The 25,034-nt window shown below is 71.1% G+C and carries 25 protein-coding genes; 16 read left to right on the top strand and 9 right to left on the bottom strand.

The genetic code is table 11. The features are described 5' to 3' along the window. Positions 1-6 precede the first annotated feature (6 nt). Together ACFVYA_RS02165 and ACFVYA_RS02160 are read left to right on the top strand one after the other, a co-directional pair. Entirely contained in the window at positions 7-498 is a 492-nt protein-coding gene (locus ACFVYA_RS02165; protein WP_387041369.1) for a SigE family RNA polymerase sigma factor, read from the top strand. Further along, positions 495-1,481 carry a hypothetical protein gene (locus ACFVYA_RS02160; RefSeq protein ID WP_387041367.1) on the top strand — a complete coding sequence of 329 codons (987 nt, stop codon included), beginning with the start codon at positions 495-497 and terminating at the stop codon, positions 1,479-1,481. The genes ACFVYA_RS02165 and ACFVYA_RS02160 overlap by 4 nt, the downstream gene beginning before the upstream one ends. Here ACFVYA_RS02160 and ACFVYA_RS02155 read toward each other — a convergent pair whose 3' ends face one another. After that, a complete protein-coding gene (locus tag ACFVYA_RS02155; protein ID WP_387041364.1) occupies positions 1,482-2,906 on the bottom strand; it encodes a short-chain fatty acyl-CoA regulator family protein in 1,425 nt (474 codons plus the stop codon). 228 nt (positions 2,907-3,134) lie between these two features. Between ACFVYA_RS02155 and aceA the strand changes: the two genes are divergently transcribed. Both aceA and aceB read left to right on the top strand, forming a co-directional pair. Then, positions 3,135-4,415 carry an isocitrate lyase gene (gene aceA / locus ACFVYA_RS02150; protein ID WP_387041362.1) on the top strand — a complete coding sequence of 427 codons (1,281 nt, stop codon included), beginning with the start codon at positions 3,135-3,137 and terminating at the stop codon, positions 4,413-4,415. 94 nt (positions 4,416-4,509) lie between these two features. Then, positions 4,510-6,117, top strand: coding sequence for a malate synthase A (aceB, locus tag ACFVYA_RS02145; RefSeq protein WP_387041359.1), 1,608 nt, complete (start codon positions 4,510-4,512; stop codon positions 6,115-6,117). Positions 6,118-6,236: 119 nt separating this feature from the next. Here aceB and ACFVYA_RS02140 read toward each other — a convergent pair whose 3' ends face one another. Continuing rightward, positions 6,237-9,845, bottom strand: a complete 3,609-nt coding sequence (locus ACFVYA_RS02140) for a S8 family serine peptidase (RefSeq protein ID WP_387041356.1) — start codon at positions 9,843-9,845, stop codon at positions 6,237-6,239. Positions 9,846-9,985: 140 nt separating this feature from the next. Between ACFVYA_RS02140 and ACFVYA_RS02135 the strand changes: the two genes are divergently transcribed. Then, entirely contained in the window at positions 9,986-10,477 is a 492-nt protein-coding gene (locus ACFVYA_RS02135) for a SigE family RNA polymerase sigma factor (RefSeq protein WP_387041354.1), read from the top strand. 11 nt (positions 10,478-10,488) lie between these two features. Next, a complete protein-coding gene (locus ACFVYA_RS02130; RefSeq protein ID WP_387041352.1) occupies positions 10,489-11,346 on the top strand; it encodes a hypothetical protein in 858 nt (285 codons plus the stop codon). Here the strand turns inward: ACFVYA_RS02130 and ACFVYA_RS02125 are convergent. After that, positions 11,337-11,870, bottom strand: coding sequence for a TetR/AcrR family transcriptional regulator (locus ACFVYA_RS02125; RefSeq protein ID WP_387041349.1), 534 nt, complete (start codon positions 11,868-11,870; stop codon positions 11,337-11,339). The genes ACFVYA_RS02130 and ACFVYA_RS02125 overlap by 10 nt on opposite strands. A gap of 90 nt (positions 11,871-11,960) precedes the next feature. On the opposite strand from ACFVYA_RS02125, the gene ACFVYA_RS02120 reads away from it, so the two are divergent. Continuing rightward, positions 11,961-12,428 carry a nuclear transport factor 2 family protein gene (locus ACFVYA_RS02120; protein ID WP_387041347.1) on the top strand — a complete coding sequence of 156 codons (468 nt, stop codon included), beginning with the start codon at positions 11,961-11,963 and terminating at the stop codon, positions 12,426-12,428. Here the strand turns inward: ACFVYA_RS02120 and ACFVYA_RS02115 are convergent. Continuing rightward, positions 12,425-12,841 carry a hypothetical protein gene (locus tag ACFVYA_RS02115; RefSeq protein ID WP_387041344.1) on the bottom strand — a complete coding sequence of 139 codons (417 nt, stop codon included), beginning with the start codon at positions 12,839-12,841 and terminating at the stop codon, positions 12,425-12,427. The two genes, ACFVYA_RS02120 and ACFVYA_RS02115, sit on opposite strands and share 4 nt — an antisense overlap. A 327-nt stretch (positions 12,842-13,168) precedes the next feature. Here ACFVYA_RS02115 and ACFVYA_RS02110 point away from each other — a divergent pair, with 327 nt between their 5' ends. After that, positions 13,169-13,297, top strand: coding sequence for a hypothetical protein (locus ACFVYA_RS02110; RefSeq protein WP_387041342.1), 129 nt, complete (start codon positions 13,169-13,171; stop codon positions 13,295-13,297). Positions 13,298-13,310: 13 nt separating this feature from the next. Here ACFVYA_RS02110 and ACFVYA_RS02105 read toward each other — a convergent pair whose 3' ends face one another. After that, a complete protein-coding gene (locus ACFVYA_RS02105; RefSeq protein ID WP_285988966.1) occupies positions 13,311-14,588 on the bottom strand; it encodes a glycosyltransferase family 4 protein in 1,278 nt (425 codons plus the stop codon). Between the two features lie 112 nt (positions 14,589-14,700). Here ACFVYA_RS02105 and ACFVYA_RS02100 point away from each other — a divergent pair, with 112 nt between their 5' ends. Beyond that, positions 14,701-16,464 carry a glycoside hydrolase family 2 protein gene (locus tag ACFVYA_RS02100; RefSeq protein WP_387041339.1) on the top strand — a complete coding sequence of 588 codons (1,764 nt, stop codon included), beginning with the start codon at positions 14,701-14,703 and terminating at the stop codon, positions 16,462-16,464. Positions 16,465-16,494: 30 nt separating this feature from the next. On the opposite strand, the gene ACFVYA_RS02095 is transcribed toward ACFVYA_RS02100, so the two are convergent. From ACFVYA_RS02095 to ACFVYA_RS02085, 3 genes are read right to left on the bottom strand one after another with little or no spacing between them, the layout of a single operon-like run. After that, the gene (locus ACFVYA_RS02095) at positions 16,495-16,983 is read right to left on the bottom strand and encodes a glutathione peroxidase (protein WP_387041336.1); all 489 of its coding nucleotides are present in this window, start codon (positions 16,981-16,983) and stop codon (positions 16,495-16,497) included. Between the two features lie 14 nt (positions 16,984-16,997). Continuing rightward, positions 16,998-18,503 carry a 1,4-alpha-glucan branching protein domain-containing protein gene (locus ACFVYA_RS02090; protein WP_387041333.1) on the bottom strand — a complete coding sequence of 502 codons (1,506 nt, stop codon included), beginning with the start codon at positions 18,501-18,503 and terminating at the stop codon, positions 16,998-17,000. Continuing rightward, positions 18,500-19,273, bottom strand: a complete 774-nt coding sequence (locus ACFVYA_RS02085; RefSeq protein ID WP_387041331.1) for a class I SAM-dependent methyltransferase — start codon at positions 19,271-19,273, stop codon at positions 18,500-18,502. Before ACFVYA_RS02085 ends, ACFVYA_RS02090 begins: the two co-directional genes overlap by 4 nt. A 53-nt stretch (positions 19,274-19,326) precedes the next feature. On the opposite strand from ACFVYA_RS02085, the gene ACFVYA_RS02080 reads away from it, so the two are divergent. Next, on the top strand, positions 19,327-19,752 hold the full coding sequence (locus tag ACFVYA_RS02080) for a hypothetical protein (RefSeq protein WP_387041329.1): 426 nt from the start codon (positions 19,327-19,329) through the stop codon (positions 19,750-19,752). Here ACFVYA_RS02080 and ACFVYA_RS02075 read toward each other — a convergent pair. Continuing rightward, positions 19,730-20,575: a DegV family protein gene (locus ACFVYA_RS02075; RefSeq protein WP_285988972.1), complete on the bottom strand. Its 846-nt coding sequence runs from the start codon at positions 20,573-20,575 to the stop codon at positions 19,730-19,732. The genes ACFVYA_RS02080 and ACFVYA_RS02075 overlap by 23 nt on opposite strands. Positions 20,576-20,818: 243 nt before the next feature. Here ACFVYA_RS02075 and ACFVYA_RS02070 point away from each other — a divergent pair, with 243 nt between their 5' ends. From ACFVYA_RS02070 to ACFVYA_RS02045, 6 genes are all read left to right on the top strand, one after another. Next, complete coding sequence (locus ACFVYA_RS02070; RefSeq protein ID WP_285988973.1) at positions 20,819-21,604, top strand: electron transfer flavoprotein subunit beta/FixA family protein; 786 nt, start codon at positions 20,819-20,821, stop codon at positions 21,602-21,604. Between the two features lie 29 nt (positions 21,605-21,633). Beyond that, entirely contained in the window at positions 21,634-22,593 is a 960-nt protein-coding gene (locus tag ACFVYA_RS02065) for an electron transfer flavoprotein subunit alpha/FixB family protein (protein ID WP_387041327.1), read from the top strand. Between the two features lie 146 nt (positions 22,594-22,739). After that, on the top strand, positions 22,740-23,522 hold the full coding sequence (locus ACFVYA_RS02060) for a GNAT family N-acetyltransferase (RefSeq protein ID WP_387041325.1): 783 nt from the start codon (positions 22,740-22,742) through the stop codon (positions 23,520-23,522). After that, positions 23,519-24,403 (top strand): lysophospholipid acyltransferase family protein, encoded by an 885-nt coding sequence (locus ACFVYA_RS02055; RefSeq protein ID WP_387041322.1) that lies wholly within the window; start codon positions 23,519-23,521, stop codon positions 24,401-24,403. Before ACFVYA_RS02060 ends, ACFVYA_RS02055 begins: the two co-directional genes overlap by 4 nt. A gap of 87 nt (positions 24,404-24,490) precedes the next feature. Next, positions 24,491-24,688, top strand: a complete 198-nt coding sequence (locus ACFVYA_RS02050) for a hypothetical protein (RefSeq protein WP_387041320.1) — start codon at positions 24,491-24,493, stop codon at positions 24,686-24,688. Between the two features lie 51 nt (positions 24,689-24,739). Beyond that, on the top strand, positions 24,740-25,027 hold the full coding sequence (locus ACFVYA_RS02045; RefSeq protein ID WP_387041317.1) for a response regulator transcription factor: 288 nt from the start codon (positions 24,740-24,742) through the stop codon (positions 25,025-25,027). Positions 25,028-25,034 lie beyond the last annotated feature (7 nt).

Raw genomic sequence — 25,034 nt, 5'->3', positions numbered from 1 at the left:
GCGCCGATGGACGCCGGATTCACCGAGTACGTGACCGCGCGGGCGGCTTGGCTGCGCAAGGTCGCGTACTTGCTCTGCGGCGACTGGCACCGGGCCGACGACCTGGTCCAGTCGGCGATCACCCGGCTCTACGCGAGCTGGCCGCGAGCGTCCCGCGCCGACAACCTGGACGGCTACGCGCGCCGCACGCTGGTCAACACGTTCCTGGCCGAACAGCGGACGTCGTGGTGGCGGCGGGTGGATTTGCGCCAAAACGACCAGGACCCGCCGGCGCCCCGCGCGGACGTCGAACTGGCCCTGGACCTGCGGGCGGCGTTGGCCCAGCTGCCGGCCCGCCAGCGCGCGACCGTCGTCCTGCGCTACTTCGGCGATCTGTCGGTCGCCGAGACCGCCCGGGCGCTGGGCTGTTCCCCAGGCACCGTCAAGAGCCAGACCGCGAAGGCCGTGGACGCGCTACGCGAGCTGCTGCGCGAACCGATCCGGGAGGGACGAGCATGACCGACCACGAGCTGGCCACCAAGCTGAAGGAACTGGCCGAGACACCTGCCCCGCCGCCCCGGATCGACCTCGACCGCGCGCGCCGGCTTGGGGGACGCCGTCGTCGCGTGCGGACCGCGGCGCTGGTCGTCGGCTGTGCCGCGGTGGTGACGGCCGGGGGGTTGACGGCGGTGTCGGCGATGCGGCCCACGCCGCCCCCGATCGCGCCGGCGGCCGTCCTGCCCAAGCCACCGCCCGTCGCGCCGGCGCCCACCGACAACCCGCTGGTGACGAAGGCGAGCTTCGGCTGGCTGCCGGAGCCCATCAAAGGCGTCGAGTACGGCGCCGGCGGCCACGGCGACTACGCGCTGGCCATCGGCCGCGGCGACCTGGCGCCGATGATCTGGCTCGCCGTGTACGACCGGGAACCGCCGTTGGACCGCAAGCACGACATGGGCGGGCGGGCGGTGCGCGTCCCGGTCCGGGTCGGCGACCGCGACGGCTACTGGGTCACGACCGATGCCCGGGACCCGCTGAACCAGGGCAACAGCTACCTGCGCTGGCCGACCGCGGACGGCCGGTGGGCCGAGCTGAACGCGTACTACCTCACCCTGGCCGATCTGCAGCAGGTCCTGCTGCGCGTCGCCGGGGAGGTGACGTTCGCGAACCGCGCGGTGCCGTTGCCGCTGCACATCACCGGTCTGCCGGAGACGTTCCGCGTCGCCGACATCGGCCTGTGGCGTCGCCCCGACCAGGACGGCGTCCCGTGGCGGGCGGTGCTCCAGTACTCGTCGAACGGCGCACTCGCGACGATCACGGTCTCCCCGCCGGGTGGCCACGCGGACGGCCCCGGCAAGCCCGTCTGCACGACGAAGAACGGGCTGCGGGCGTGCGTCGCGATCGACAAGCCCCAGACCGCGGGCATCACCTCGCAGGAACTGCTGGACCGGATCACGCTGCTCGGCCCGGACGAGACGAAGTGGACGCCGCACGTGATCGGCTGATCAGCCCTTCGGCACCGCCGGGTACGGGACGAAGGTGCTGGTGTTCTCGTCGACGGTGAGCTGCTTGCCGATCGTCGGGAAGGCGCGCTGGGAGCAGGCCGGCCGTTCGCAGACTTTGCAGCCCATCCCGATGGGCGTCGCGGCGGCCGGCTCGTCCAGATCGAGACCGGTCGAATAGACGAGCCGCCCGGCGTGGCGCAGTTCGCAGCCCAGCCCGACCGTGAACGTCTTGCCCGGGCTGCCGTAGCCGCCGATGTTGCGCGACACCGTGCGCGCGATCCAGAAGTAGCTCTTGCCGTCGGGCAGGGTGGCGATCTGGGTGAGGATCTTGCCCGGCTGGGTGAACGCCTCGTAGATGTTCCACAGGGGACAGGCCCCGCCGACGCGGGAGAAGTGGAACCCGGCCGCGGACTGCCGCTTCGACATGTTCCCGGCCCGGTCCACCCGCACGAACGAGAACGGCACCCCGCGCTGCTTGGGCCGCTGCAGCGTGGAGAGCCGGTGGCAGGCCGTCTCGAAGCCGACGCCGTAGTGGTCGCACAGCCGCTCGATGTCGTAGCGGAACCGCTCGGCCGTGGCGAGGAACGGTCCGTAAGGGAGGATCAGCGCCCCGGCGAAGTAGTTCGCCAGGCCGACGCGGGCCAGCGACCGGGCGGCCGGGCCGGAGAACGCCCACGAGTCGGCCAGCTCGGTGATGAGGTCGTCGTACTCGAGCAGCGCGATCTGCGAGGCCATCCGGAACGCCTGCTGCCCGACCCGCAGGCTGGGCGCCAGCCGCAGCACCCGCGTCATCGGCTCGTAGCGGTGCTGCTGGCCGGCGGCTTCGTCGATGCCCTCGCTGGTCACCTCGACGCCGTAGCGCTGGGAAAGACGGTCCTTCAGCGCACTCAGCACCTGCCCGCGCTGCAACGGGATGTCCGCGGCCATCTTCTCGGCGCGTTCGTCCAGTTCGGCGACATAGTTCTCGCGCTCGTAGAAGAAGTCGCGGACTTCTTCGTGCGGCAGCGGGGCGGCGGCGCTGCCGTGCAGGCCCAGGCCGTTTTCCGTGGTCAGCACGGCGGTGTTTTCGACGGCGTTGCGGTAGCTGCGGTGCAGCTTGACCAGCGCGTGGGCGATCGCCGGCAGGTTCGAGGCCAGCTCGTTGAGCTCGCCGGTGGTGACGTCGATGCCGAGGGCCTCGTCGAGCAGCGCTTCCTTGACGTCGGCGACCAGCCGGGACGTGTCGTTGTTGGCGAAGAACTCGGTGTCGACGCCGAACGCCTGCGTGATCCGCAGCAGCACCGGCACGGTCAGCGGACGCGAGTTGTGCTCGATCTGGTTGAGGTAGCTGGGTGAGATCTCCAGCACACGGGCGAGGTCGGCCTGGCTCATCGAGCGGCTTTCCCGGAGGTGCCGCAACCGCGCGCCGGCGAAAGTCTTCTCCATTCTTGCCCTCCTTCCCGGAAGGTTTCCGGTCCTGAACGGTTACGTGAACGGTCAAGAACGCGGATTTTCGATCACTTGCGAACTAGCCGATTCGCAACCTTTGCAAGCAGAGTACGGACCCTTCGCACAAATTGGCAAATTGGCTGACTAGACCTTGTTTCCGCTGGCGTGTCAGGGTCAGGCCAAGCAAGGCGAGCAATCGCAAACTTCGCAACACCGGGAGATCCGATGACGGAACAGGCCAAGCAGGCGGCCGCGGAGCTGGCCGCGCAGTGGGCGAGCGACCCCCGCTGGGCGGGCGTGCAGCGCTCCTACTCGGCCGAAGACGTGATCAAGCTGCGCGGCAGCGTCGTCGAAGAGCACACCCTGGCCCGCCGCGGCGCGGAGAAGCTGTGGGACCTGCTGCACACCGAGGACTACATCCACGCGCTCGGCGCGCTGACCGGTAACCAGGCCGTCCAGCAGGTCCGGGCGGGCCTGCAGGCCATCTACCTGTCCGGCTGGCAGGTCGCGGCGGACGCCAACCTGTCCGGCCAGACCTACCCGGACCAGAGCCTCTACCCGGCCAACTCGGTGCCGGCCGTGGTCCGCCGCATCAACAACGCGCTGGGCCGCGCCGACCAGATCACCTGGGCCGAGGGTAAGACCGACATCGACTGGTACGCCCCGATCGTCGCCGACGCGGAGGCCGGCTTCGGTGGCCCGCTCAACGCGTTCGAGCTGATGAAGGGCATGATCGCGGCCGGCGCCGCGGGTGTGCACTGGGAAGACCAGCTCGCGTCCGAGAAGAAGTGTGGTCACCTCGGCGGCAAGGTGCTGATCCCGACCAAGCAGCACGAGCGCACGCTGAACGCCGCCCGCCTCGCCGCGGATGTGCTGAACGTGCCGTCGCTGATCGTCGCCCGCACCGACGCCCAGGCCGCGACGCTGCTCACCAGCGACGTCGACGAGCGTGACCAGCAGTTCCTCACCGGCGGCCGCACCGCCGAGGGCTTCTACGAGGTCACCAACGGCATCCAGCCGTGCATCGAGCGCGGCCTGGCCTACGCCCAGTACGCCGACCTGCTCTGGATGGAGACCTCCGAGCCGGACCTCGAGGTGGCGCGCAAGTACGCCGAGGCGATCAAGGCGAAGTTCCCGGACCAGATGCTGGCCTACAACTGCTCGCCGTCGTTCAACTGGAAGAAGCACCTGGACGACGCGACGATCGCGAAGTTCCAGCGCGAGCTCGGCCACATGGGCTACAAGTTCCAGTTCATCACGCTGGCCGGCTTCCACGCGCTGAACTACTCGATGTTCGACCTGGCGCACGGCTACGCCCGCGAGGGCATGACCGCCTACGTCGACCTGCAGGAGCGCGAGTTCGCTTCGGAGAGCCGCGGCTACACCGCGACCAAGCACCAGCGCGAGGTCGGCACCGGTTACTTCGACCAGGTCGCCACCGCGCTGAACCCGGAGAGCTCGACCACCGCGCTCAAGGGCTCCACCGAAGAAGCCCAGTTCCACTGATCCCGGCCGCGGCCTGACGGCGCACCCCCCTCCGCCGTCAGGCCGCGTCCTTCCCCTTCTTCCCTTCCCCGCCCACAGCTCGCGGAGGCACTCCATGGTTGATCGGCTGAACTACCGCATCGAGGTCACCGGGCCCGTCGAGGGCCGGTTCGCGGAGATCCTGACCCCGGCGGCACTCGACTTCCTGGCCAAGCTGGACAACACGTTCGCCGGACGCCGGCGCGAGCTGCTCGATGCCCGCCGCGTGCGGCGCGAGGAACTGCAGTCCGGCGAGAAGCCGCTCGGCTTCCTGCCGGAGACCCGCCGGATCCGCGACGACGAGTCGTGGCACGTCGCCCCGACCGCGCCGGGTTTGGAGGACCGCCGCGTCGAGATCACCGGCCCGACCGACCGCAAGATGACGGTCAACGCGCTGAACTCCGGCGCGAAGGTCTGGCTGGCGGACTTCGAGGACGCGACGTCGCCGACGTGGCACAACGTCATCGACGGCCAGCTCAACCTGTTCGACGCGATCCGCCGCAACATCGACTTCACCACGGAAGCCGGCAAGCGCTACACGATCGGCGAAGACCCGGCGACGATCGTCGCGCGGCCCCGTGGCTGGCACCTGGTGGAGAAGCACATCCGCATCGACGGCCGCCCGGTGTCGGCGAGCCTGGTCGACTTCGGCCTGTACTTCTTCCACAACGCCCGCCAGCTGGTCGCCCGCGGCGTCGGCCCGTACTTCTACCTGCCGAAGCTCGAGAACCACCTCGAAGCGCGGCTGTGGAACGATGTCTTCCTGTTGGCCCAGCGCGAACTCGGCATCCCCCGCGGCACGATCCGCGCCACGGTGCTGATCGAGACGATCACCGCCGCGTTCGAGATGGACGAAATCCTTTACGAGCTGCGCGAGCACGCGGCGGGCCTGAACGCCGGGCGTTGGGACTACATCTTCAGCATGATCAAGAACTTCGCCGCGCACGGCGCCGACTTCGTCCTGCCGGACCGCGCGCAGGTGACCATGACCGTGCCGTTCATGCGGGCCTACACCGAACTGCTGGTGCGCACCTGCCACCGGCGTCGCGCGCACGCCATCGGCGGCATGGCCGCGTTCATCCCGAGCAAGGACCCGGAGATCAACGCGACCGCGCTCGAGAAGGTCCGCGCGGACAAGGAACGCGAGGCCGGCGACGGTTTCGACGGCTCGTGGGTCGCGCACCCCGGCCTGGTCCCGGTCTGCCGCGAGGTCTTCGACGGCGTGCTCGGCGGCTGGCCGAACCAGCTCGGCAAGCTGCGCGAAGACGTCGACGTCACCGCCGAGGACCTGCTCGACGTGGCCAGCGCCGGCGGCGAGGTCACCGAAGCGGGCGTCCGCGCGAACATCAACGTCGCCCTGCGCTACGTCGACGCGTGGCTGCGCGGCACCGGCGCGGCGGCGATCCACAACCTCATGGAGGACGCGGCCACCGCGGAGATCGCGCGCTGCCAGATCTGGCAGTGGATCCGCAACGGCACGAAGCTCGAGGACGGCACGGTGCTCACCCGCGAGCTGGCGGTCGAATTCCTGGACGACGAACTCGCGTCGGTGCGCGCCGACCTGGGCGAGGGCAACCGCCTCGACGACGCGTACGAGATCTTCACCGAAACCGCGCTGGGCGAGAAGCTGCCGAGCTTCCTCACCACGGGTGCCTACGCGCGGTACCTCACGGACGCCCGGTAGCAGGGCCCCGGCTTCCCCTACCTGACGAGGGGAAGCCGGATCCACACTGATTGGGATGGTGTGGTCCGGACCGGTCCGGTGACGGCGGCTCCCCGTCACCGGACCGGTTCATTTCCGCGTCAGGAGATCGCGTACGCCCGGATCACCGTCTGCCGCACGGTGTTCCCACCGTCGTCCGACGCGCTCGTCCGCAGCGAGACGAACCCACCGGCAGGATTCCGCACCACGACCGTCCAGTGCTCCCCGGTCCGCAGGGTGACCGCGGGCTGCCAGGTGCGCCCGTCGTCCACGGACGTCTCGACGGCCAGCTTCGTCCCGGCCCCGCCGCCTTGCCGCTCGACGAACGCCGGGAACGTGAAGACCCGCCCGCCCGGTGCGCGGTTGCGGAGGTCGACCGCCGGGTCGAACCGGGCGGTGAGCAGCGGCAGCGCCTGGCCGTCCGCGACCGCCGACGAGCGGAAGCCCCACTCCGCCGACACGTCCGTCCACAGTGGCCACCAGGCGGTGTGCCGGTGGACGTCCGCGGAGAGCCGGTACGCGCCGTCGGCGTCCGGCACCGGGATGGTGGCCCGGCCCGGCTCGTCCAGGGACACCGGAATCGCGACGCCGTCCTTGGCGAGGCTCACCGAACCGGTGTCGCCGGCGAACGACGCGGCGGTGCGCGGCCGTCCGGCGGCGTCGCCGAACAGCGGCAGCCACATGTCGAAGACGCCGTCCTTGCGCCACGCCCACGGCCGTGGCTGTTCGCCGGAGTGGGTCACGGTCAGCCCGCGCAACGACGGGCCGGCCACGGCCTTGTTCCAGGCGAGCTGGTACCTGCGGCCCGCGGCGAGGTCGAGCTTCTCCGTCAGTTCACCGAGGTAACCGGCGGTCCAGATCGTCTCCCACCGGCCGGGGGAGTAGTACTCGGTGCGTTCCTGCTGGTCGGCCACGGGTTCGGTGTAGCCGTAGCCGACCTTCCGACCGAAGAACTCGTACCCGGCAACGTAACGGATGGTCGAGGGAACGTTGTCGTGGTAGGCGGTGCGCACCTCGGCGAGGTCACGCGTCTTCGGCCGCTGCACGCGGGCGGCCGTCACCGCCCGCTCGACGCCATCGGCGAGTTCGTAGCGGAAGTTCGGCGACGGACGGCTGACCACCGTCGCCGAAGCGCCGCCCTTCTTCGCCAGCTCCGCCAGGCGCTGTCCGGTCACCGACATCCCGCTCCAGATCGTCGGCATGGTCAGCGTCGGGACACCGCCGCCGAGCACCGTGGCCGCGGCCACGGTGCCGGACATGGAGACCAGGCCGAGTTTCGCCCCGGCGTGCTCGACGTTCGCGAGCCGCTGGTAGGTCTCGGTGATCGGCGTGTCCTGGGGCAGCCGGATGACCACGAGCTTGCCGTGGGCGTCGATCCCGGCCAGGTCCTCCGGTGTGCCGGCCCCACCGGACACGACCGGCAGTGTGCTGCTGCCTGCCGGCGCGGCCGACTCCAGCCACATGCCCCGGACCGCGAACGGCTTCCCGTCGTCCGCGGTCAGCTCGAGGTCCGGTTCGGTGGCCCGGCGCTGCTGGCCGAAGGCGAAGGCGGCCGACGAGGTCCCCGACACCGTCGCGGCGAAGGCTTCGTGGAAGCGCGGGTCGAGGTCGGTGTTGTCCGCGAAGACGCAGGCACAGGCGGTGATCCGGCTGAGCAGCTCGACGTGGTGAGTGCCGCCGCGCGCCGCGGGGTTGTCCGGCTCCAGTGACATCGGCTTGCCGTCGCGCGCGTCGAAAGTCTGCGTGACGTCGTGGTCGAGCACCAGTTCCGGCAGGCTGATGAAGCTGTGCGACGGCTCCTGACCAGGCCGCGGCGTCTCGATGTGGCTGTGCACGGCGTACCGGCCGCGCGGCAACCGGTACGTGCCCGGCTCGGCGTGGGTCAACGAGCCGGTGTCGAGGTCGATGATCGCCACCGGCGGGTAGCCGGTCGGCGCCCACGGCTTGCCGTCGCGGTCGACCAGGCCGATGGTCAGGTCGTACATCTCCCCCTCCTGCCGGACCGACAGCGCGGTCCGGGTGCTGACACCGTCACCGCGCGCGGTGAGGATGCCGGCGTGGGTACCCGGAGCGCCGTCGTGGGCGGCGAACGTGAGTTCCACCGGGGTGCTGCCGCCCGCGGGCACCGTCACGGCCGCCGGGAAGGTGAGCAGGTCGCCGAGGTCACTGGCGAGCGTCAGCGTCACCGGCGTGACGCCGGAGTTGTACCAGGTGACTGTCGCCTTCTTGGTCATCCCGTGGTTGGGCCAGGGGAGGTACGCCGACGCCGCGCCGGTGGCGGTGACCGGCGTGGTCGTCGCGCGGGCGACGTCGACGCGGCCGGTGCCGACCGCCGCCGGTCCGGCGTCGACGGGTGTGGCGCTGCTGGTCAGTGCGGCCTTGAGCCGCTCCGCCGGCCAATCGGCGTGCTGCTGGGCCAGGATCGCCGCCGAGCCCGCGACGTGCGGCGTAGCCATCGACGTGCCGTTCAGCGTCTGGTAGCCGTCGCCGACCGGGTCGCCCGCCGGTGGGATCCCGGCCGGCCGCGCCGCGGTGATCGACTCGCCGGGGGCAGCGACGTCCGGTTTGGCCGCGCCGTCGCCGGGGCGGGGGCCGCGGCTGGAGAACGCACTCAGGACGTCCTTTTTGGACACGCTGGCCACGGCGAGCGCGGCGTCGGCCGCCGCCGGGCTCGCGACGGTCTCGTCGTGGCCGGAATTGCCCGCGGCGACGACGAACAGGGTGCCGTAGTCGTGGGTCAGGCTGTTCACGGCTTCGGACACCGGATCGGTCCCGTCCGACGGGCCGCTGCCGAGGCTCATGTTCACCACGCGGGCGTGCGCCTCGGTCACCGCCCACTGCATGCCGGCCAGGACGGTGTCGAACGTGCCGTGGCCGGATTCGTCGAGGACCTTGCCGACGGCCAGGGTCGCGTCGGGCGCCACTCCCCGGTACTTCCCGCCCGACGCCGCGCCGGAGCCGGCGATCGTCGAGGCCACGTGCGTGCCGTGCCCCTGGTCGTCTTCGACGCTGCCCTTGCCGGTGAAGTCCTTGCCCGGGCCCACGCGGCCGGCGAAGTCCGGGTGGGCGGTGGCGATGCCGGTGTCGAGCACCGCGACGGTCACGCCGCGGCCGGTGAGGCCCGCCTGCCACGCCGCGGGCGCGCCGATCTGCGGCACGCTCTGGTCGAGGCTCGCCTGCACCTTCGCGTTGAGCCACACCTTCGCGGTGCTTGCCGCGAGCGTGGCGGGTTCGGTGGCGAGCCGGTTCCAGAACGCCGCGGCGCCGGACTTGGGCTCGTCGAGCGCGGTGTAGCCGAGCGCGGCCGGCCGGGTGGCCACGCCGGTCCGGGCGGCGACCGCCGGGCCCGCCTGCCGGACCAGCAGCGGCACGTGCGGCGTCCGGGCGTCGTCGTAACCCTGGCGCAGCAGGCCGGTGACGTTGAACAGCTGCTCGTCGAGCCGCCCGGCGCGGACCAGGCCGGCGGCGTCGCCGGGCATGACGTAGCTGTCGCCGTGGCGGGTGTACTGCCGGAACGGCACCGGGCGGTCCCGGCGGGCGGGCAGCACCCGCACGTCCGTGCCGCTGACCAGCACCTGGTCGCCGGTGACCAGGGTGATCCGGCTCGGCGTCCCCGCCGGTCCGTCCGCCGGGGCGGCCGCCGCGCCGGGTGCGGTGAGCACGCCCGCGGCCAAGGTCACCGCGATGACCGCGGTGATCGGTTTCCTCATGGAATGGTTCCTCACTGTCGGGTCCCCCGGTTCGTGGAACGGGACGGCCGCGGCGGCGGGTTGCCCGGATTTCGATCTCCGGGCAACCCCAGCGCCCGCGACCCCCGTTCGACAGGTGTTGGGGCAACGAGGAGGAACTGGTGAAACGGTCGGAAGAAGCGGGTTACCGCGATTACGTCACGGCCCGGATGGAAGTCATGCGCCGCACGGCGTACTTGCTGTGCCGGGACTGGTACCTCGCCGACGATCTGGTGTCGATCAGCATCGGCAAGCTGTACCGGAACTGGTTGCGGGCCCGGCAGGTGGAGCACCTCGACGCCTACGTCCGCCGGATCCTCGTGCGCACGTGGCTGGACGAGAAGGGCCGGGCGTGGCGGCGGGAAGAGCCGGCGGAGACGCTGCCGGAACTGCCGGTGCCGCCCGACGACGTCGTCGTCGAACGGCTCGGCCTGCTGGAACTGCTCGACGCGCTGCCGCCGCGGCGCCGGGCCGCGGTGGTGCTGCGCTACTACTGCGACCTGTCGATCGAGGAGACCGCCGAGATCCTCGAGTGTTCGCCCGGAACCGTGAAGAGCCAGACCGCGCGCGGGCTCGACTCGCTGCGCGCGCTCGTCGCCGCGAGCCAGAACTGATGGAGGAAGAAATGAGCAAGGACCAGTTCGACGCGGCGATCGGCGTCGTCCCACCGTCCACAGTGGACGTCGAGGCGGTGCTGGACCGCGAACGCCGCCGGGCGCGGGTGCGTCGCGTGGCGAACCCGTGGACCGCCGCGGGCGCGGGCGTCGCGGCGGTGGCCGCCGGCGCGGTGCTCGTCCTCGCCCCGGGCGGTCCCGCGCCGAGCGTGGTGCAGCCGGGAGCGGCCAGTACGCCGCCCCCGTCGCCGGAAGGGTGCAGCCGCGACCCGCGGCCGACCGGGGCACCGCTCCGGGAGAAGACGGACGTGGTGGCGGACCGGTTGACGACGGCGCTCACCGACGCCGTCCGGCAGCGCCTCGCCGCGGGTACGACGCTGGGCGTCCACACGCTGGGGCAGTACCCGAAGGGCACCCAGCACGGGCCGCTGGCGTTCTACCACGTCTTTTCCGCGCCGGTGGCGAAGGACAGCACGTGCAGCGGCGGCGAGGACTACTTCATGGCCGCGGCCTCGACGACGGAAAAGACGCACAAGGGCAACGTCTGGGCCATCGTCACCCGGCTCGGCGGCAACGCCAACCCGGCGACCGAGTGCAGCCCGCCGCCCGAACAGATGCAGGGCTCGTGCCACCGCCGGACCGGACCCCACGGCGAAACGATCGTCGAGGAGATGCTCACCACGCCGGGTGGCCCGACGGCCAATCGGGTGAACGTCACCAAGCCCGACGGCACCGGCCTCATCGTCGAGGCCCAGAACACCGCCCGGGACGCGAAGCAGGGCGATGCGCCGGACATGCCGTCGCCGCCCCTGAGCCTCGCCCAGCTGGCCGAGGTCGCGCTCGATCCGAGCCTGACGCTCTACCCCTGAGTGGCCAGCAGGACCTTCGCCGCCTCACCGGCCGTTTCCGCTTCGCGGGGATCTCCGGTGATGGCGGCGAGCACGGTCGCGCCCTCCATGAGCGCGAACAGTTGGTCGGCAACGCTCCGGTCGGGCACGAGGCCGCGCAGGTAGGCCCGGACCTCGTCCTTGTGCTTGCGGATCGCGGCGGCGATGCCGGGGGCGGGCTCGCCGAACTCGCCGAAGGAGTTGATGAACGCGCAGCCGCGGAAGCCCGGCTCGGCGAACCAGTTCTTCAGCCAGGCGAACACGGCCAGGGGGTCGTCGCCGCGGGCGTGGACGAAATCGCGCAACGAACCGCGCCAGCGTTCGTCGCGGCGGAGCAAGTACGCCTCGACCAGGTCGCTCTTCGCCGGGAAGCACTGGTAGAGCCGCTTGAGCGAGACGCCGGAGCGTTCGCGGACGGCGTCCATCCCGACCGCTTGCACGCCGTGGGCGTAGAAGAGGTCCTCGGCGGCCTCCAGCAGCCGGTCGGTCGCCTCCGTGGAATCCATGTCACCTGCCCCTGGCGCTGAGAATGATCGTTCTCTAGTCTAGCGAGAGCTGTGGAGAACGCACGTTCTCCGCGTTCGGAAGGAGCTCGCATGACCCCGCGCCCGCCGTTCCCGCCGTTCCCGCCGTTCGACGAAGGCACCGCCCGCCAGAAGGTCCAGGCCGCCGAAGACGCGTGGAACACCCGCGACCCCGAGCACGTCTCGCTCGCGTACACGGAGGACTCGGTCTGGCGCAATCGCGACCGGCACGTCGTCGGACGCGCGCGGATCGTCGAGTTCCTCACCGAGAAATGGGCGCGCGAGCTGGACTACGCCCTGCGCAAGGAATTGTGGGGGTTTCGCGGCAACCGCATCGGCGTCCGGTTCCAGTACGAGTCCCGGACCGCCGAGGGCCAGTGGTTCCGCAGCTACGGCAACGAGCTGTGGGAGTTCAGCGACGAAGGCCTGATGCGCCGCCGCGAAGCGAGCATCAACGACGTCCCGATCGCCGAAGCCGACCGCCGCATCTTCGGCCCGCGACCGGAGTCCGAGCACGGCGTCCTGCTGCCGGTCTTCTAGGCGGCCGAGCCGTCCCCGGTCCGGGGTGCGCCGTGGGGGAGGACCTTCACCTGGCCGGGCCGGGACTTCGCCGCCAGGACCGTGAAGCGCACGCTCAGGGCTTTCCCCGCGCAGCGGACGGAGACCGGATACGTGCCGGGCGCGACGGCGGCGACGACGCTTTCGCCGAAAAACGCCCACGGCTGGTGTCCCTCGGCGTTGCGGTCCAACGGCGCGGTGATGCGCAGGGCTTTCGTCGTGACCGGGCTCGCTTCGCCTTCGCACGCGACAGTGAGAGAGACCTTTTCGCCGGGATGTCCGCTGGAGGCGGACAGCTTCAGCCAAGTGGGCAGCGGTGGCGGGGTGGTGGTCTGCGCGGCGGCCGCCGGGGTGAGTGCGAGCAGGCCGGCTGCGGTGAGGGAGAGGATCTTCATGGTGACCTCGCGGAGTTGGGTTCGTGTCTTCAAGGCGTTTGCGCAGGCCAGCGGGTTGTCACCCGAGACCCGACTGTGACGCTGGGGGCCAAACGCCGGCGAATTGGCTGGTGGCGTTTTTTCGGCCATGAGCCCGGAGCAGCTGTCCGGTGCGGACGCGAGGCCGACGTTCACCGGCTGCTGACCGGGACCCGGTGAACCGGACGAACCGATCACGGAAGACGGATACGTACCGGCCCGTGCTGTTCCGCTTATTGTTTTCCCGGGAGGCGGCGCGGATGCTCGCTGCGAGGCGCCGATCGCGCCGCCGCTTCCCGAGGAGTCCCCATGACCAGCAGGTTCAGAGCTGCCGCCGCCACCCTCTTCGTCGTGTTTTCGCTCGCGTTCGCCGTGAACGGAATCACGACCACGACCGTTTCGGCCGCTCCGGCGTGCTTCCGGCCCTGCCGGTTCTGAGCGCGGCGGCTACCTAGACTTCCGGGATCTCGGCCGGCACCGGTTCGAAGGCGTTGCCGGTGGCGATCTTGGGGCGGGGCAGCTCGACCGGTTCGCCCGGCTTCGCCCGCCGGTAGACCTCGGCGGTCGCTTCGGCGATCCGGCCCCAGTCGAAGTCCGCGGCCAGCCGGGACTGCGCGGCCCGGGCCCGCTCGGCCGCGGCGTCGGCGTCGGAGAGCACCGTCGTCACCGCGGCGGCCAGCGCGGTGACGTCACCGGGGCTGAACGCCAGCCCGGTCTCGCCGTGGACGACGACCTCGCCGAGCCCGCCGGCGGTCGACGCCACCAGCGGTGCCTTCGCGGCCGCGGCCTCCAGCGCGACGATGCCGAACGGCTCGTACCGGCTCGGCAGCACGACGGCGTCGGCCGCGGCCAGCGCCGCGCGGAGGTCGCGGTCGGAGAGGTGCCCGACGAAGTCGACCGCGCGCCGCACCCGCAGCTTCCGCGACTGCTCGACCAGCTCGTCGAAGTGTCGTCCTTTTCCGGCAACGACCACGCGGGTGCCCGGGTGGCGGCGCCGGATGCGGGGGAGCGCGGCCAGCAGGTCCTGCACGCCCTTTTCCCACTCGAGTCGTCCGAAGTAGAGCAACAGCGGCGCACCGGCCGGGCTGTACACCTCGCGGGCGCGCGCGATCTCGTCCGCGGGCACCTGCCAGCCGCGCTCCTCGATGCCGTTGTGGATCACCGTGACGTCGGCCGCCTCGACCTCGAAGAGGTACGCGACTTCGCGACGCATCGCCTGCGAGCAGGTGATCAGCGCGTCGGCGCGGTTCGCGAGCCACCATTCGACCGAGTGGACCTGCTGGTTCAGCGGGTGCGAAAGCCAGCCGGAGTGCCGCCCCGCCTCGGTCGCGTGGATCGTGCCGACCAGCGGCACCCGCGCCGCCTCGGCGATCGCGATGGCCGGGTGGGCGACCAGCCAGTCGTGCGCGTGGACGACGTCGGGCTGCCAGCTGCGCAGCAGGTCCTGCGCGGCGCGGATCATGGCGTGCCCCATGGCCAGCGTCCAGGCGACGAGGTCCCGTTCGAACGTCACGTGCATCGGGTCTTCGGCGACCCGGATGATCCGCACGCCCTCGACGACGCGGTCGGTGCGCGGGTGCGTTCCGGCGTCGGTGCCGGCGGCGTGCCGGCAGAGCACGACGACCTCGTGGCCCTGGCGGGCGAGGTGGGTAGCGAGCGCGTGGACGTGCCGGGCCAGGCCCCCGATGGCCACGGGCGGGTACTCCCAGGACAGCATCAGCACTCGCATGGGCAGAGGTTACTCGCGAGTCAGGAGGCCTCGACGCGCCCGTGCTGGCGAAGTGTTCACATGTGATCTCGATCACTGGCCGACGTGAGGATCTCTGCCACCATCGACCGGGATGACTCCTGACAAGGACCCCGGCTGGCGCCGGCTCGACCCGCCCCTGCCGACCCCGTGGAGCGCCGACGTCGCTCCGGACAACGCCCTGCCCGAGTACCCACGGCCCCAGCTGACGCGGCCTCGCTGGCTGAACCTCAACGGAGTCTGGGAGTACGCGGGCTGGCCGTCGTCGCCGGATGAACCACGGCCGTCCGGCTACGCCGAGCGCATCCTCGTCCCGTTCCCGCCGGAATCGGCGTTGTCCGGAATTGGACGACGCGACGAAGTCCTCTGGTACCGGCGTCTTTTCGAAGTCCCCTCCGACTGGCACGGCTCACGGGTCCTCCTGCACTTCGGCGCGGTCGACCAGACGGCGAAGGTCTGGGTCAACAACCAGCTCGTCGCGACCCACGAAGGCGGGTACACGGCGTTCAGCGCGGACGTCACCGACGTCCTGCGTGCTTCGGGGCCGCAGGAGCTGACTGTCCGCGCCGAAGACCGCACCGACATCGAGCCCTTCCCGGTCGGCAAGCAGCGCAACGCGCCCGGCGGGATCTGCTACACCCCGTCGTCCGGAATCTGGCAAACGGTGTGGCTGGAGCCGGTCCCCGAGACCAGGATCGAGCGGCTGGAGCTGACCCCCGACCTGACCGGCGTGACGGTGTTCCCGCAGGTCACCGGCGGTGCCGAGGTCGTTGTCATTCTTTCGGCAAACGGCACCGAGACGGCGCGGGCGTCGGGTGCGGCCGGGACGTCGGCGCGCGTGGACGTTCCCTCCCCGCGCCTCTGGACGCCCGACGACCCGCACCTCTACTCGCTGCGCGTCCAGCTCTTCGACGGGCGTGGTTCGATTTCGGACGAGGTCGGCAGCTACGCCGGCCTCCGGACGATCGGCCTGGTCCCGGACCCGCAGGGCCGGCCGCGGATCGCGCTCAACGGCCGTGTCACTTTTCTGCACGGACCGCTCGACCAGGGCTACTGGCCGGACGGCATCTCCACCGCGCCCACCGACGACGCCCTGCGGTTCGACCTCGAGAAGACGAAGGAGCTGGGCTTCAACTTCGTCCGCAAACACGTCAAGGTCGAGCCGGCCCGCTGGTACCACTGGGCCGACACGCTGGGCTTGCTCGTCTGGCAGGACATGCCGTCGCTGACCGTGTCGTTCGACGGCCCGCCGGGAATCGCGCCGGACCCGGTCCCGCGGGCGCGCGAGCGGTTCGAGGCGGAGCTGGCCGAAATGGTGACGCAGCTGCAAGCGGTCCCGTCGATCGTCGGCTGGGTCCCGTTCAACGAGGGCTGGGGCGAGTTCGACACGGCCCGTGTCGCGGAATCGGTCAAAACCCTCGACCCGACGCGGCTGGTGATCGCGAACAGCGGCGTCAACTGCTGCTTTTCGCGGCCGGACAGCGGCGCGGGCGACGTCTACGACGACCACACGTACGTGGGTCCGGGTTCGCCGTCGGTGCGCGACGGCCGCGCGATCGTCGACGGCGAGTACGGCGGCCTCGGCCTGGTGTTGGACGACCACTGCTGGCCGGGCCCGCCGAACGCGTACGAGATGACGCCGACGCGGGAGCGGCTCACCGAGCGCTACGCCGAGGTGAGCGCCGCCCTCGAGCGGATCGTGGCGGACCGCGGCTTGTCCGGGGCCGTCTACACCCAGACGACCGATGTGGAAAACGAGGTCAACGGGCTGCTCACCTACGACCGTCGCGTGATCAAGGTGGACCCGGCGGTGGTCGCGAAGTGCGTGCGAGCCGTGATCGAAGCGGGCTCGTCCTGATTTCGACCACGGCCGGTCCGCACCGTCACATCAAGCCGGCAGTGCCGCCTCGATGGCCTTGACGACCGTCTCGTCCTCGGGCTCGGTGCGCGGCCGGAACCGCGCCAGGACCTCGCCGTCCACGCCGACGAGGAACTTCTCGAAGTTCCACTGGACGTCGCCGGCGGCGCCTTCGTCGTCAGCGGTCTCGGTCAGCTCGGCGTAGAGCGGGTGCCGGCCTTCGCCGTTGACGTCGATCTTCTCGAACAGCGGGAACGTGACGCCGTAGGTCGTCGAGCAGAACGTCTGGATCTCGTCCGCGCTGCCCGGTTCTTGCCCGGCGAACTGGTTGCACGGGAACCCGACGACGGAGAAGCCCTGCTCGCCGAAGCGTTCCTGCAGCCGCTCGAGGCCGGAGTATTGCGGAGTCAGGCCGCACTTCGACGCGACGTTGACCACGAGCAGCGCCTTGCCCGTGAACTCGCCCAGCGAGCTGTCCCGCCCGTCGAGGGTCTTGAGCGGAATTTCGTGGATTCCCATCCGGTGCGTCCCTTTCAGTTGTGCTTCAGCGCCCGGGCGTCGAGGTGCCCGAACGGTCCGTCGTCGGCGCGGTAGGCGGCGGCGACCTCGACGGCGCGCGCGCGTTCGCCGCGGCGCAGCAGCCCGGCCAGCGCGTCGAAGCGCTCGGTGTGGACGGCCGCGCGACGGCGCGCGTAGTCCGCGGCCGAGTCCTTGGTGACCATGAACGCCCAGTCGCTTTCCAGCGCCAGCATCGCCTCGGCGACGGCCTGGTCGGCGACGGTGTCCCGGGCTGTCCGGTCGAGCCCGGCGACCAGGTCGAGCAGCCGGTCCTGCAACGCGGCATTGGCGGCGACCATGTCCTTGACCTGCTCGCCGTCCCAGACGCGCCAGTCCTTGCCCGACCCCCACGACGACGAAGGCAGGTCGATCGGCTCGCCGACGTGGCCGGCTTCCATCGCGCCCTTCAGCGTCGTCACCCGCACACCGGCGTCGGGGAGCGCGCGCAGCACGCCTTCCAGCCACGCCGGCCCTTCGTGCCACCAGTGCCCGAACAGCTCCGTGTCGTACGCGGCGACCACGAGCGCCTCACGCCCGTGTTGGCGCTTCAGCGACCGCAGGCGCGTCACGACGGTCTCGACGAAGTCCTTGACGTGCGTCTCCAGCACGTCCGCGGCGAGCGCCGGGTCGTAGGGCGCCTTGTCCTGCGGCTCGACCGTCTTGCCGGTGACCCGCGCGGCCTTGAGGCCGACCTCGTGCTGCCAGGTGTGGAAGTCGCGGTAGGCGGCGTGGCCGGGGTAGCCGGCCTTCGGTGACCAGACGCGGTAGGTGACCTCAAGGTCCCGGCCGAAGGCGAGAACGTCGGTGTCGCCGACCGGCCGGGCGGCCCAGGTCTCGCCGCGCAGCGACGGGCCGTCGACCATGAACCGCCGCACGCCCGCCGCCGCGTAGTCGTTTTCCATACCAGGCGCGTAGCCGCACTCGGGGGCCCAGATCCCCTCCGGGCGCGTCCCGAGCCGCAAGGCCGTGTCGGCGAGACCGCCGTTCAGCGCGAACTCACGCACTCGCGGGTCCAGCAGCGGCTGGAACGGGTGGGCGAGCGGGCCGCCGAGCAGCTCGATGGTCGAATTGTCGACCAGGGACCGCAGGACCGGGGAGAACCCGTGCCGCCACCGCGTCCCGAGCTCTTCGGCCGCGCGGACGGCGGTCCGGTGCTCGGCCGCGGCGAGCTCGCGCAGCAGCGGGTCGCCGCGCCACAGCGTCGCCGCGTGCTGGGCACGCAGCTGCCAGTGGCCGAGCCAGTCGTGGAACGCGCGGATGCTGTACGGGTCGTCGAGCTGCGCGGCCAGCACCGGCGTCACGCCCAGCGTCAGCACGTCGCGGCGGCCTTCGTCGGCGAAGCGCTCCAGGAGCTCGACCATCGGCAGGTAGGAGTGCGCCCACGCCTGGTAGAGCCATTCCTCGCCGACCGGCCAGCTCCCGTGGTGCGGCAGCCACGGCAGGTGGCTGTGCACGACGAGACAGAAGGTCCCCTCGCTCATCGGCGCACCGCCACGGCGATCAGGTCGAGGCTGGCGTCCAGGTCGTCGCCGTGGATGTCGAACCCGGTGGCTTCGATCGCGGCGACGTCGGCGAGCAGGGCTTCCGGCCACTCGGCCTGCCCCGGCAGCTTGCCCATGACCACGTCGAGCTGGGCGTCGATGATCGAACCGCCGTACCGCTCGTCGAGGGCGCGCACAGCCTGGCCGTGGTGCAGCCCGTGCAGCGATTCGACGGCGAAGCCGGCGTCGGTGAGCAGCCCGGCCAGTTCGGAGGGCGCCAGCTCGCGCGTGTGGAACGGGTTCAGTGGCGTGTCGCTGTCCGGGGTGAAGGTCAGCCGGTTCGGCGTCGTGACCAGCAGTTTGCCGTTCGGCGACAACACCCGCCGGCACTCGGCGAGAAACCCGGCCTGGTCCCACAGGTGCTCGATGACCTGGAAGTTGGCCACGACGTCGACCGCGCCGTCCCGGACCGGGAGGAAGGCCAGGTTCGCCCGCGCGACGGCGAGCTCGGGGTAGCGACGGGCGACGTGCTCGGTGGTCGGGACGTCGTAGTCCAGCGCGAGCACCCGGCGGGCCGTCGTGGCGAGGAGGCTCGCGCCGTAGCCCTCGCCGCAGCCGGCTTCGAGGACCGTCGCGTCCGCGCAATGGGGGAGCAGGGCGGCGTATGCGGCTTCGTGGCGCCTGAACCAGTAATTCTCCTCGGCGATGCCGGGGACGGTCCGCTCGCCGGTCAGGTGCAGCGCCTCGGCCCGGGTGGCTGGGGTGGTCACCTCCGCGACCCTAGCGGGTGTCACGTCCGACGCCGCCGTGTCGTTCCGTGGTCATGCAACGGACCATCACCCGCGTACTGCTCGTCGTCTTCGGCTTGGTCGAGGCCGTGGTCGGAATCTGGCCACTGGTCTCGCCGACCGGCTTCTACCAGGACTTTCCCGGCTTCCGCACCGGCTGGGTGTCGATGGACGGGCCGTTCAACGAGCACCTTCTGCGCGACTTCGGCGGGCTCAACCTGGGGCTCGCGGCGCTGCTGGTCGGGGCCGCCGTGATCGGCACCACAGCGGTGGCGCGGCTCGCGGCCGTCTCGGCGCTGCTGTTCGGCGTCCCGCACTTCCTCTACCACCTCGGCCACGTCGGGCACTTCGAGCGGATCGACCAGGTCCTCATCGTGGGGACGACCGGGCTGGGGGTGCTGCTGCCGCTCGTGGTCCTGCTGGTCCCGGCCCGGCGGGTCAGCCCACCGGCGACACCGTGATGCCGAGCGCGCCGGGGCCGAGGTGCGCGCCGATGACCGTGCTCGCTTCGACGACCATGCTCTCGACCATCGCCGGCACCCGGCGTTCGATCTGCCTCCCGATCTCCAGTTCGTGATCGCTGGCGCCGAACCGCGTCACCGCGATGTCGGCGCGGAACCCGCCGGACTTCTTCACGGCGAGGTCGACCATCTTGGCCAGGGCGCGCTTTGTGCCGGGGACCCGGGCGAGCGGCGCGACCTCGCCGTCCTTGACCGTGAGCAGCGGTTTGATCGAAAACGCGCTGCCGAGCATGGCCTGGGCGGCGCCGATCCGGCCGCCGCGGCGGAGGTACTCGAGGGTGTCGACGTAGATGAACTCGGTGCTCGTGGTGCACCGGCGTTCGGCGGCTTCGATGACCCGGTCGGCGTCCGCGCCGGCCGCGGCGGCCCGCGCGGCCGACACGGCGGCGAAGCCGAGGCTCATGCCGGTGGTGCGGCTGTCCAGGACGTGCACCGGGATGCGGACCTGCTGGGCGGCCTCCCGGGCCGCGCGGACGGTGTCGGACATGCGGCCGGAGATGTGGATGCTGACGATGGCGGTCGCGCCGGCGGTGGCCGCCTCCTGGTAGGCCCAGAAGAACGCCCCCGGGTCCGGGGGCGCCGTGGCGATCACCTGCCCGGCTCTCATGGCGTCGATCACTTCGCCGCGGTCGAAGCGGTTTTCGTCGTCGTAGTGGCTTCCCAGGCTCAGCTGGATCTGGACGACGCCGATGGCCCAGCGAGAAGCGACGAGGTCGGGCAGGCAGGAGCTCGAGTCGGTGATGACGGCGATGCGCGCGGGCATGGTGGGGGAGGTTAATGCCTGACACCCACCGCCAGTAGGCCGTGGTTGGTCCGATTGGACGAACGGCAGTTCGGGTGGGGTAACCGGTCAACTATCGGGACGATGGTCCCACTAGATTGCGCATCCAGGTGAATGACGTCACCTCGACGGGTCCCGCGCGCCGATTGGTCCTAATCTACCGGCCAGTAGAGCACTGTCCCGTGGTCGTCCGCGGGCCACGAACCGGGAGGTCGAAGCAGACCCATGACCAACATCGTCGTCCTGGTCAAGCAGGTACCGGACACCTACTCGGAGCGGAAGCTCAACGGGTCCGACCACACCCTTGACCGCGAATCCGCCGACGCCGTGCTCGACGAGATCAACGAGAAGGCCGTCGAAGAAGCACTGAAGATCAAGGAAGCCGGCGAGGGCGAGGTCACCGTGATCTCGGTGGGCCCGGACCGCGCGACCGACGCCATCCGCAAGGCGCTGTCCATGGGCGCCGACAAGGCCATCCACGTCTCCGACGAGGCGCTGCACGGCTCCGACGCGATCGCCACCGCCAAGGTGCTCGCCGCCGCGATCGGCAAGGTCGAGGGCTTCGACCTGGTCATCGCCGGCAACGAGTCGTCCGACGGCCGCGGTGGCGCCATCCCGGCGATCCTCGCCGAGCTGCTGGGCCTGCCGCAGGTCACCTACGTGCGTGAGCTGACCGTCGACGGTTCGACGATCAAGGCCACCCGCGAGACCGAGGACGGCCTCACCCACCTCGAGGCGAGCCTGCCCGCGATCGTGAGCGTCGGCGAGAAGATCAACGAGCCGCGCTACCCGTCGTTCAAGGGCATCATGGCCGCGAAGAAGAAGCCGGTCGAGACGTTCACCATCGCCGACCTGGGCATCGACGCGAGCGAGGTCGGCCTCGGCAACGCGTGGTCCACCGTGACCGAAGCCTCGCCGAAGCCGCCGCGCACCGCCGGCGAGAAGGTCGAAGACGAGGGCGACGGCGGCACCAAGGTCGCCGAGTACCTGGTCGGCCAGAAGCTCATCTGACAACGGCTCTTCGAGGAGGAAGTAGAACCATGGCTGAAGTACTCGTCCTCGTCGACCACGTCGACGGTGAGGTCAAGAAGGTCACGCTCGAGCTGCTGACCGCCGCCCGCGCGCTCGGTGAGCCATCGGCCGTCGTCGTCGGCCCGACCGGGACCGCCGCCAAGGCGAAGCAGGCGCTGGCGTCGCACGGCGCCGCCAAGGTGTATGTCGCGGAAGGCGACGACGCCGCGAACTACCTGGTCACGCCCAAGGTCGACGTGCTTGCCGCGCTCGCGCAGCAGGCGCCCCCGGCCGCGGTGCTCGTCACCGCCAGCGGTGAGGGCAAGGAGGTCGCCGCCCGCCTGGCCGTGCGCCTGGGCTCCGGCCTGATCTACGACGCCGTGGGCGTCAACGGTGACGGTGTCATCGACCAGTCCATCTTCGGTGGCGCGTTCTCGGTCAAGTCCAAGTCCGCGAAGGGCGCGCCGGTCGTCTCGATCCGCCCGGGCGCGGTCGAGGCCGAGCCGGCCGAGGGCGCGGCGGCCGAGGAGACCGTCGAGCTCCCCGCGGTCGACGCGGCGAAGACCACCAAGATCACCGGCGTCGAGCCCGTGACCGGCGGTGACCGGCCGGAGCTGACCGAGGCCTCCATCGTGGTGTCCGGTGGCCGTGGTGTCGGCTCGGCGGAGAAGTTCGACGTCGTCGAGAAGCTGGCCGACTCGCTCGGCGCGGCTGTCGGCGCCTCGCGTGCCGCTGTCGACTCGGGCTACTACCCGGCGCAGTTCCAGGTCGGCCAGACCGGCAAGACGGTCTCGCCGCAGCTGTACATCGCGCTCGGCATCTCCGGCGCGATCCAGCACCGCGCGGGCATGCAGACGTCGAAGACGATCATCGCCGTCAACAAGGACGCGGAGGCGCCGATCTTCGAGATCGCCGACTTCGGCATCGTCGGCGACCTGTTCAACGTCGCGCCGCAGCTGACCGAAGCGGTCGAGAAGCGCAAGGGCTGATTTTCGCTCGCGAAGGGCCTTCCGGGGTGACCCGGAAGGCCCTTCGTGCGTTTTCGGGACAGAGAACCCGCCATTAACTGAACGTGCATTCATCGGTCATCGGATAGCACTCTCCGCGGCTTCCTCCGCGCAGGTAAACCTTGACCATGACGACGTCACAGCTCCTCGTCAGCACTGATCAGGCGGGTGCCGAGCGCCCCGCCGACGCCCCCCGGTACTCGCTCCTCGTCGCGCACGCGAACGACGAAGTGGTCGCGGCGCAGAAACTGCGTCACCGGGTTTTCGCCGAGGAAATGGGTGCGCGCCTCCACTCCCCGCGGCCCGGTCTCGACGTCGACGAGTTCGACGAGTTCTGCGACCACCTCGTGGTCCGCGACGACAACACGGGCGAGATCGTCGGCTGCTACCGCATGCTGCCGCCGGAGCGCGCCACCCAGGCCGGGAAGCTCTACGCCGACAGCGAGTTCGACCTGACCGCGATCGACGGCCTGCGCCCGTCACTGGTCGAAACCGGCCGGTCGTGCGTGCACCCGGACCACCGCAGCGGCGGCGTCGTGAGCCTTGTCTGGGCCGGCATCGCCCGCTACATGCTGCTTTCCGGCCACCGCTACCTCGCCGGCTGCGCGTCCGTCCCGCTGGTGGACGACGGTTCCTTCGCCGCCGGCGTATGGGACGTCCTGCGCGCCAAGCACTACTCCGACGAGGCCACGCGCGTCACGCCGTTGATCCCGTGGGACACCACGGGCATCGAGCGCCCGGCGCGGCCCACGCTGCCGCCGCTGATCAAGGGCTACGTCCGGCTCGGCGCCAAGGTCTGCGGGCCACCGGCGCTCGACGTCGACTTCGGCGTCGCGGACTTCTTCGTCCTCCTGGACCTGCACAACGTCGACGAGCGGTACCTGAAGTTCTTCCTCGGGAGCCAGGGATGAGCCACGCTTGGATGCCGTCGTCGCCCTGCGGCGACGGCTGCCTCACCGCCGACGACCCGGTGGTCGGTCTCCCGCGACGGGTCCTGCGCTTCGCGGCGGCGATCTCGGTCGTGCTCGCGGCGCTGGTGTCCGCGCCCTTGCTGCTGGTCGCCCCGGGCCGCGAGCGCCTGCTCCGGCTGATCTTCCTCGGCGTGCTGCGGGCGTTCGGCGTCCGCCTGGACATCCGGGGCGGCGCCGACTTCCTGACCGCGCCCGCCGGCCGTGGCGCGCTGGTGGTCAACAACCACATCTCGTGGCTGGACATCGTCGCGATCAACGCGCTGCGGCCGATGCGCGCGCTGGCCAAGAAGGAAATCGCGGGCTGGCCGGTGCTCGGCGGCCTGGTCCGCCGCGGCGGCAGCATCTTCCTCGACCGCGAGCGGCTGACGACGTTGCCCGCCACGATGGCGTCGCTGGCCGACGCGCTGAGGACGGGCTCGCTGGTGAGCGTCACGCCGGAGGGCACGACGTGGTGCGGCCTGGCGTCGGGCCGCTTCACGACGGCGACATTCCAGGCGGCCATCGACGGCGGTGTCCCGGTGCGCCCGATCGCGTTGCGGTACCGCCTCGCCGACGCACGCGAGACCAGCCGCCCGGCGTTCATCGGACCGGAGTCGCTGATCGCGTCCCTGCGCCGGGTCGCGGCCTTGCGTGGCCTGGTCCTCGAGATCCACGTCTGCCCGGAGATCGCCCCGGGCCGCGCGGAAACCCGCCGCGAACTGGCTGCCCTCGCCGAGGCGGCGGTCCATTCCGCGCTGGGCACGGTCCAGATCCCGGCTCAGCAGCGGCGGCGGACCCCGCGCCGCCAGGCGGCCCCACTGGCTTCGCCTCCCGCGAAGTGATCCGGGCCCTGTCGCCGCGATCCGGCGACAGGCCCGGATTGGCCCCCTTTTCGTTCAGCCGACAGCGATGGTCAACTTTCGGCCAGGGTGCCCACCCTCGCTTTCGACCTGCGCCACGGCCACCTGAGCGGCGAACCGCCCGACCGTGCCGCTGGCGCCGTGGAGCAGCAGCGTCTCACTCTCGCGGACCACGCGTTTGAGACGTCCTGGCGCATGGACGGATCAGTGCTGCGGATGACGATCCGCGACGATTGCCCCGAAGTCGCCGACGCGGTCCCGCCCTGAGGGTTGACCGAGCGCCTCACGGGCCCTCGGGGCCACTGGGAGGTCGACGCCGTGCCGAGCTGGGGCACGACGGTCCCGGCGGCCCTCCCGCTCGGCGCGGCCGAGTCGCCCGAGCTGCGTCCCCTCGATCGGCTCAACCCCGCGAACTGGAAGTCCTGTCGGGGATCTCCCAGGGGTCTGCGCAGCCGGCAGATCGCCGAACAACTGCAGCTCAGCGAGCACATGGTGAAGTTCCACGTCCGCAACATCCTCGACAAGCTCGACGTGAGTTCCCGCGGCGAAGCGGCCGCGCCGGCCCGCGACCTGCCGCTGGAACCGGTAGCGCACCGCTCGGCCTGAATCACCT

It is taken from the genome of Amycolatopsis sp. NPDC058278 (assembly GCF_042881395.1).
Lineage (GTDB): Bacteria > Actinomycetota > Actinomycetes > Mycobacteriales > Pseudonocardiaceae > Amycolatopsis.
Note: the sequence above shows the minus strand (reverse complement) of the source record. Positions and strands in the feature narration are given on the sequence as shown.

Bases quoted from the DNA above. Each gene is read 5' to 3' on its own strand.
- ACFVYA_RS02160 (WP_387041367.1), top strand. From the start codon at position 495: ATGACCGACCACGAGCTGGCCACCAAGCTGAAGGAACTGGCCGAGACA.
- ACFVYA_RS02105 (WP_285988966.1), bottom strand. From the start codon at position 14,588: ATGCGAGTGCTGATGCTGTCCTGGGAGTACCCGCCCGTGGCCATCGGG.
- ACFVYA_RS02090 (WP_387041333.1), bottom strand. From the start codon at position 18,503: ATGAGCGAGGGGACCTTCTGTCTCGTCGTGCACAGCCACCTGCCGTGG.
- ACFVYA_RS02155 (WP_387041364.1), bottom strand. From the start codon at position 2,906: ATGGAGAAGACTTTCGCCGGCGCGCGGTTGCGGCACCTCCGGGAAAGC.
- ACFVYA_RS02070 (WP_285988973.1), top strand. From the start codon at position 20,819: ATGACCAACATCGTCGTCCTGGTCAAGCAGGTACCGGACACCTACTCG.
- ACFVYA_RS02110 (WP_387041342.1), top strand. From the start codon at position 13,169: ATGACCAGCAGGTTCAGAGCTGCCGCCGCCACCCTCTTCGTCGTGTTT.
- ACFVYA_RS02075 (WP_285988972.1), bottom strand. From the start codon at position 20,575: ATGCCCGCGCGCATCGCCGTCATCACCGACTCGAGCTCCTGCCTGCCC.
- ACFVYA_RS02115 (WP_387041344.1), bottom strand. From the start codon at position 12,841: ATGAAGATCCTCTCCCTCACCGCAGCCGGCCTGCTCGCACTCACCCCG.
- ACFVYA_RS02130 (WP_387041352.1), top strand. From the start codon at position 10,489: ATGAGCAAGGACCAGTTCGACGCGGCGATCGGCGTCGTCCCACCGTCC.
- ACFVYA_RS02100 (WP_387041339.1), top strand. From the start codon at position 14,701: ATGACTCCTGACAAGGACCCCGGCTGGCGCCGGCTCGACCCGCCCCTG.
- aceA (WP_387041362.1), top strand. From the start codon at position 3,135: ATGACGGAACAGGCCAAGCAGGCGGCCGCGGAGCTGGCCGCGCAGTGG.
- ACFVYA_RS02065 (WP_387041327.1), top strand. From the start codon at position 21,634: ATGGCTGAAGTACTCGTCCTCGTCGACCACGTCGACGGTGAGGTCAAG.
- ACFVYA_RS02140 (WP_387041356.1), bottom strand. From the start codon at position 9,845: ATGAGGAAACCGATCACCGCGGTCATCGCGGTGACCTTGGCCGCGGGC.
- ACFVYA_RS02165 (WP_387041369.1), top strand. From the start codon at position 7: ATGGACGCCGGATTCACCGAGTACGTGACCGCGCGGGCGGCTTGGCTG.
- aceB (WP_387041359.1), top strand. From the start codon at position 4,510: ATGGTTGATCGGCTGAACTACCGCATCGAGGTCACCGGGCCCGTCGAG.
- ACFVYA_RS02055 (WP_387041322.1), top strand. From the start codon at position 23,519: ATGAGCCACGCTTGGATGCCGTCGTCGCCCTGCGGCGACGGCTGCCTC.
- ACFVYA_RS02095 (WP_387041336.1), bottom strand. From the start codon at position 16,983: ATGGGAATCCACGAAATTCCGCTCAAGACCCTCGACGGGCGGGACAGC.
- ACFVYA_RS02125 (WP_387041349.1), bottom strand. From the start codon at position 11,870: ATGGATTCCACGGAGGCGACCGACCGGCTGCTGGAGGCCGCCGAGGAC.
- ACFVYA_RS02120 (WP_387041347.1), top strand. From the start codon at position 11,961: ATGACCCCGCGCCCGCCGTTCCCGCCGTTCCCGCCGTTCGACGAAGGC.
- ACFVYA_RS02060 (WP_387041325.1), top strand. From the start codon at position 22,740: ATGACGACGTCACAGCTCCTCGTCAGCACTGATCAGGCGGGTGCCGAG.
- ACFVYA_RS02080 (WP_387041329.1), top strand. From the start codon at position 19,327: ATGCAACGGACCATCACCCGCGTACTGCTCGTCGTCTTCGGCTTGGTC.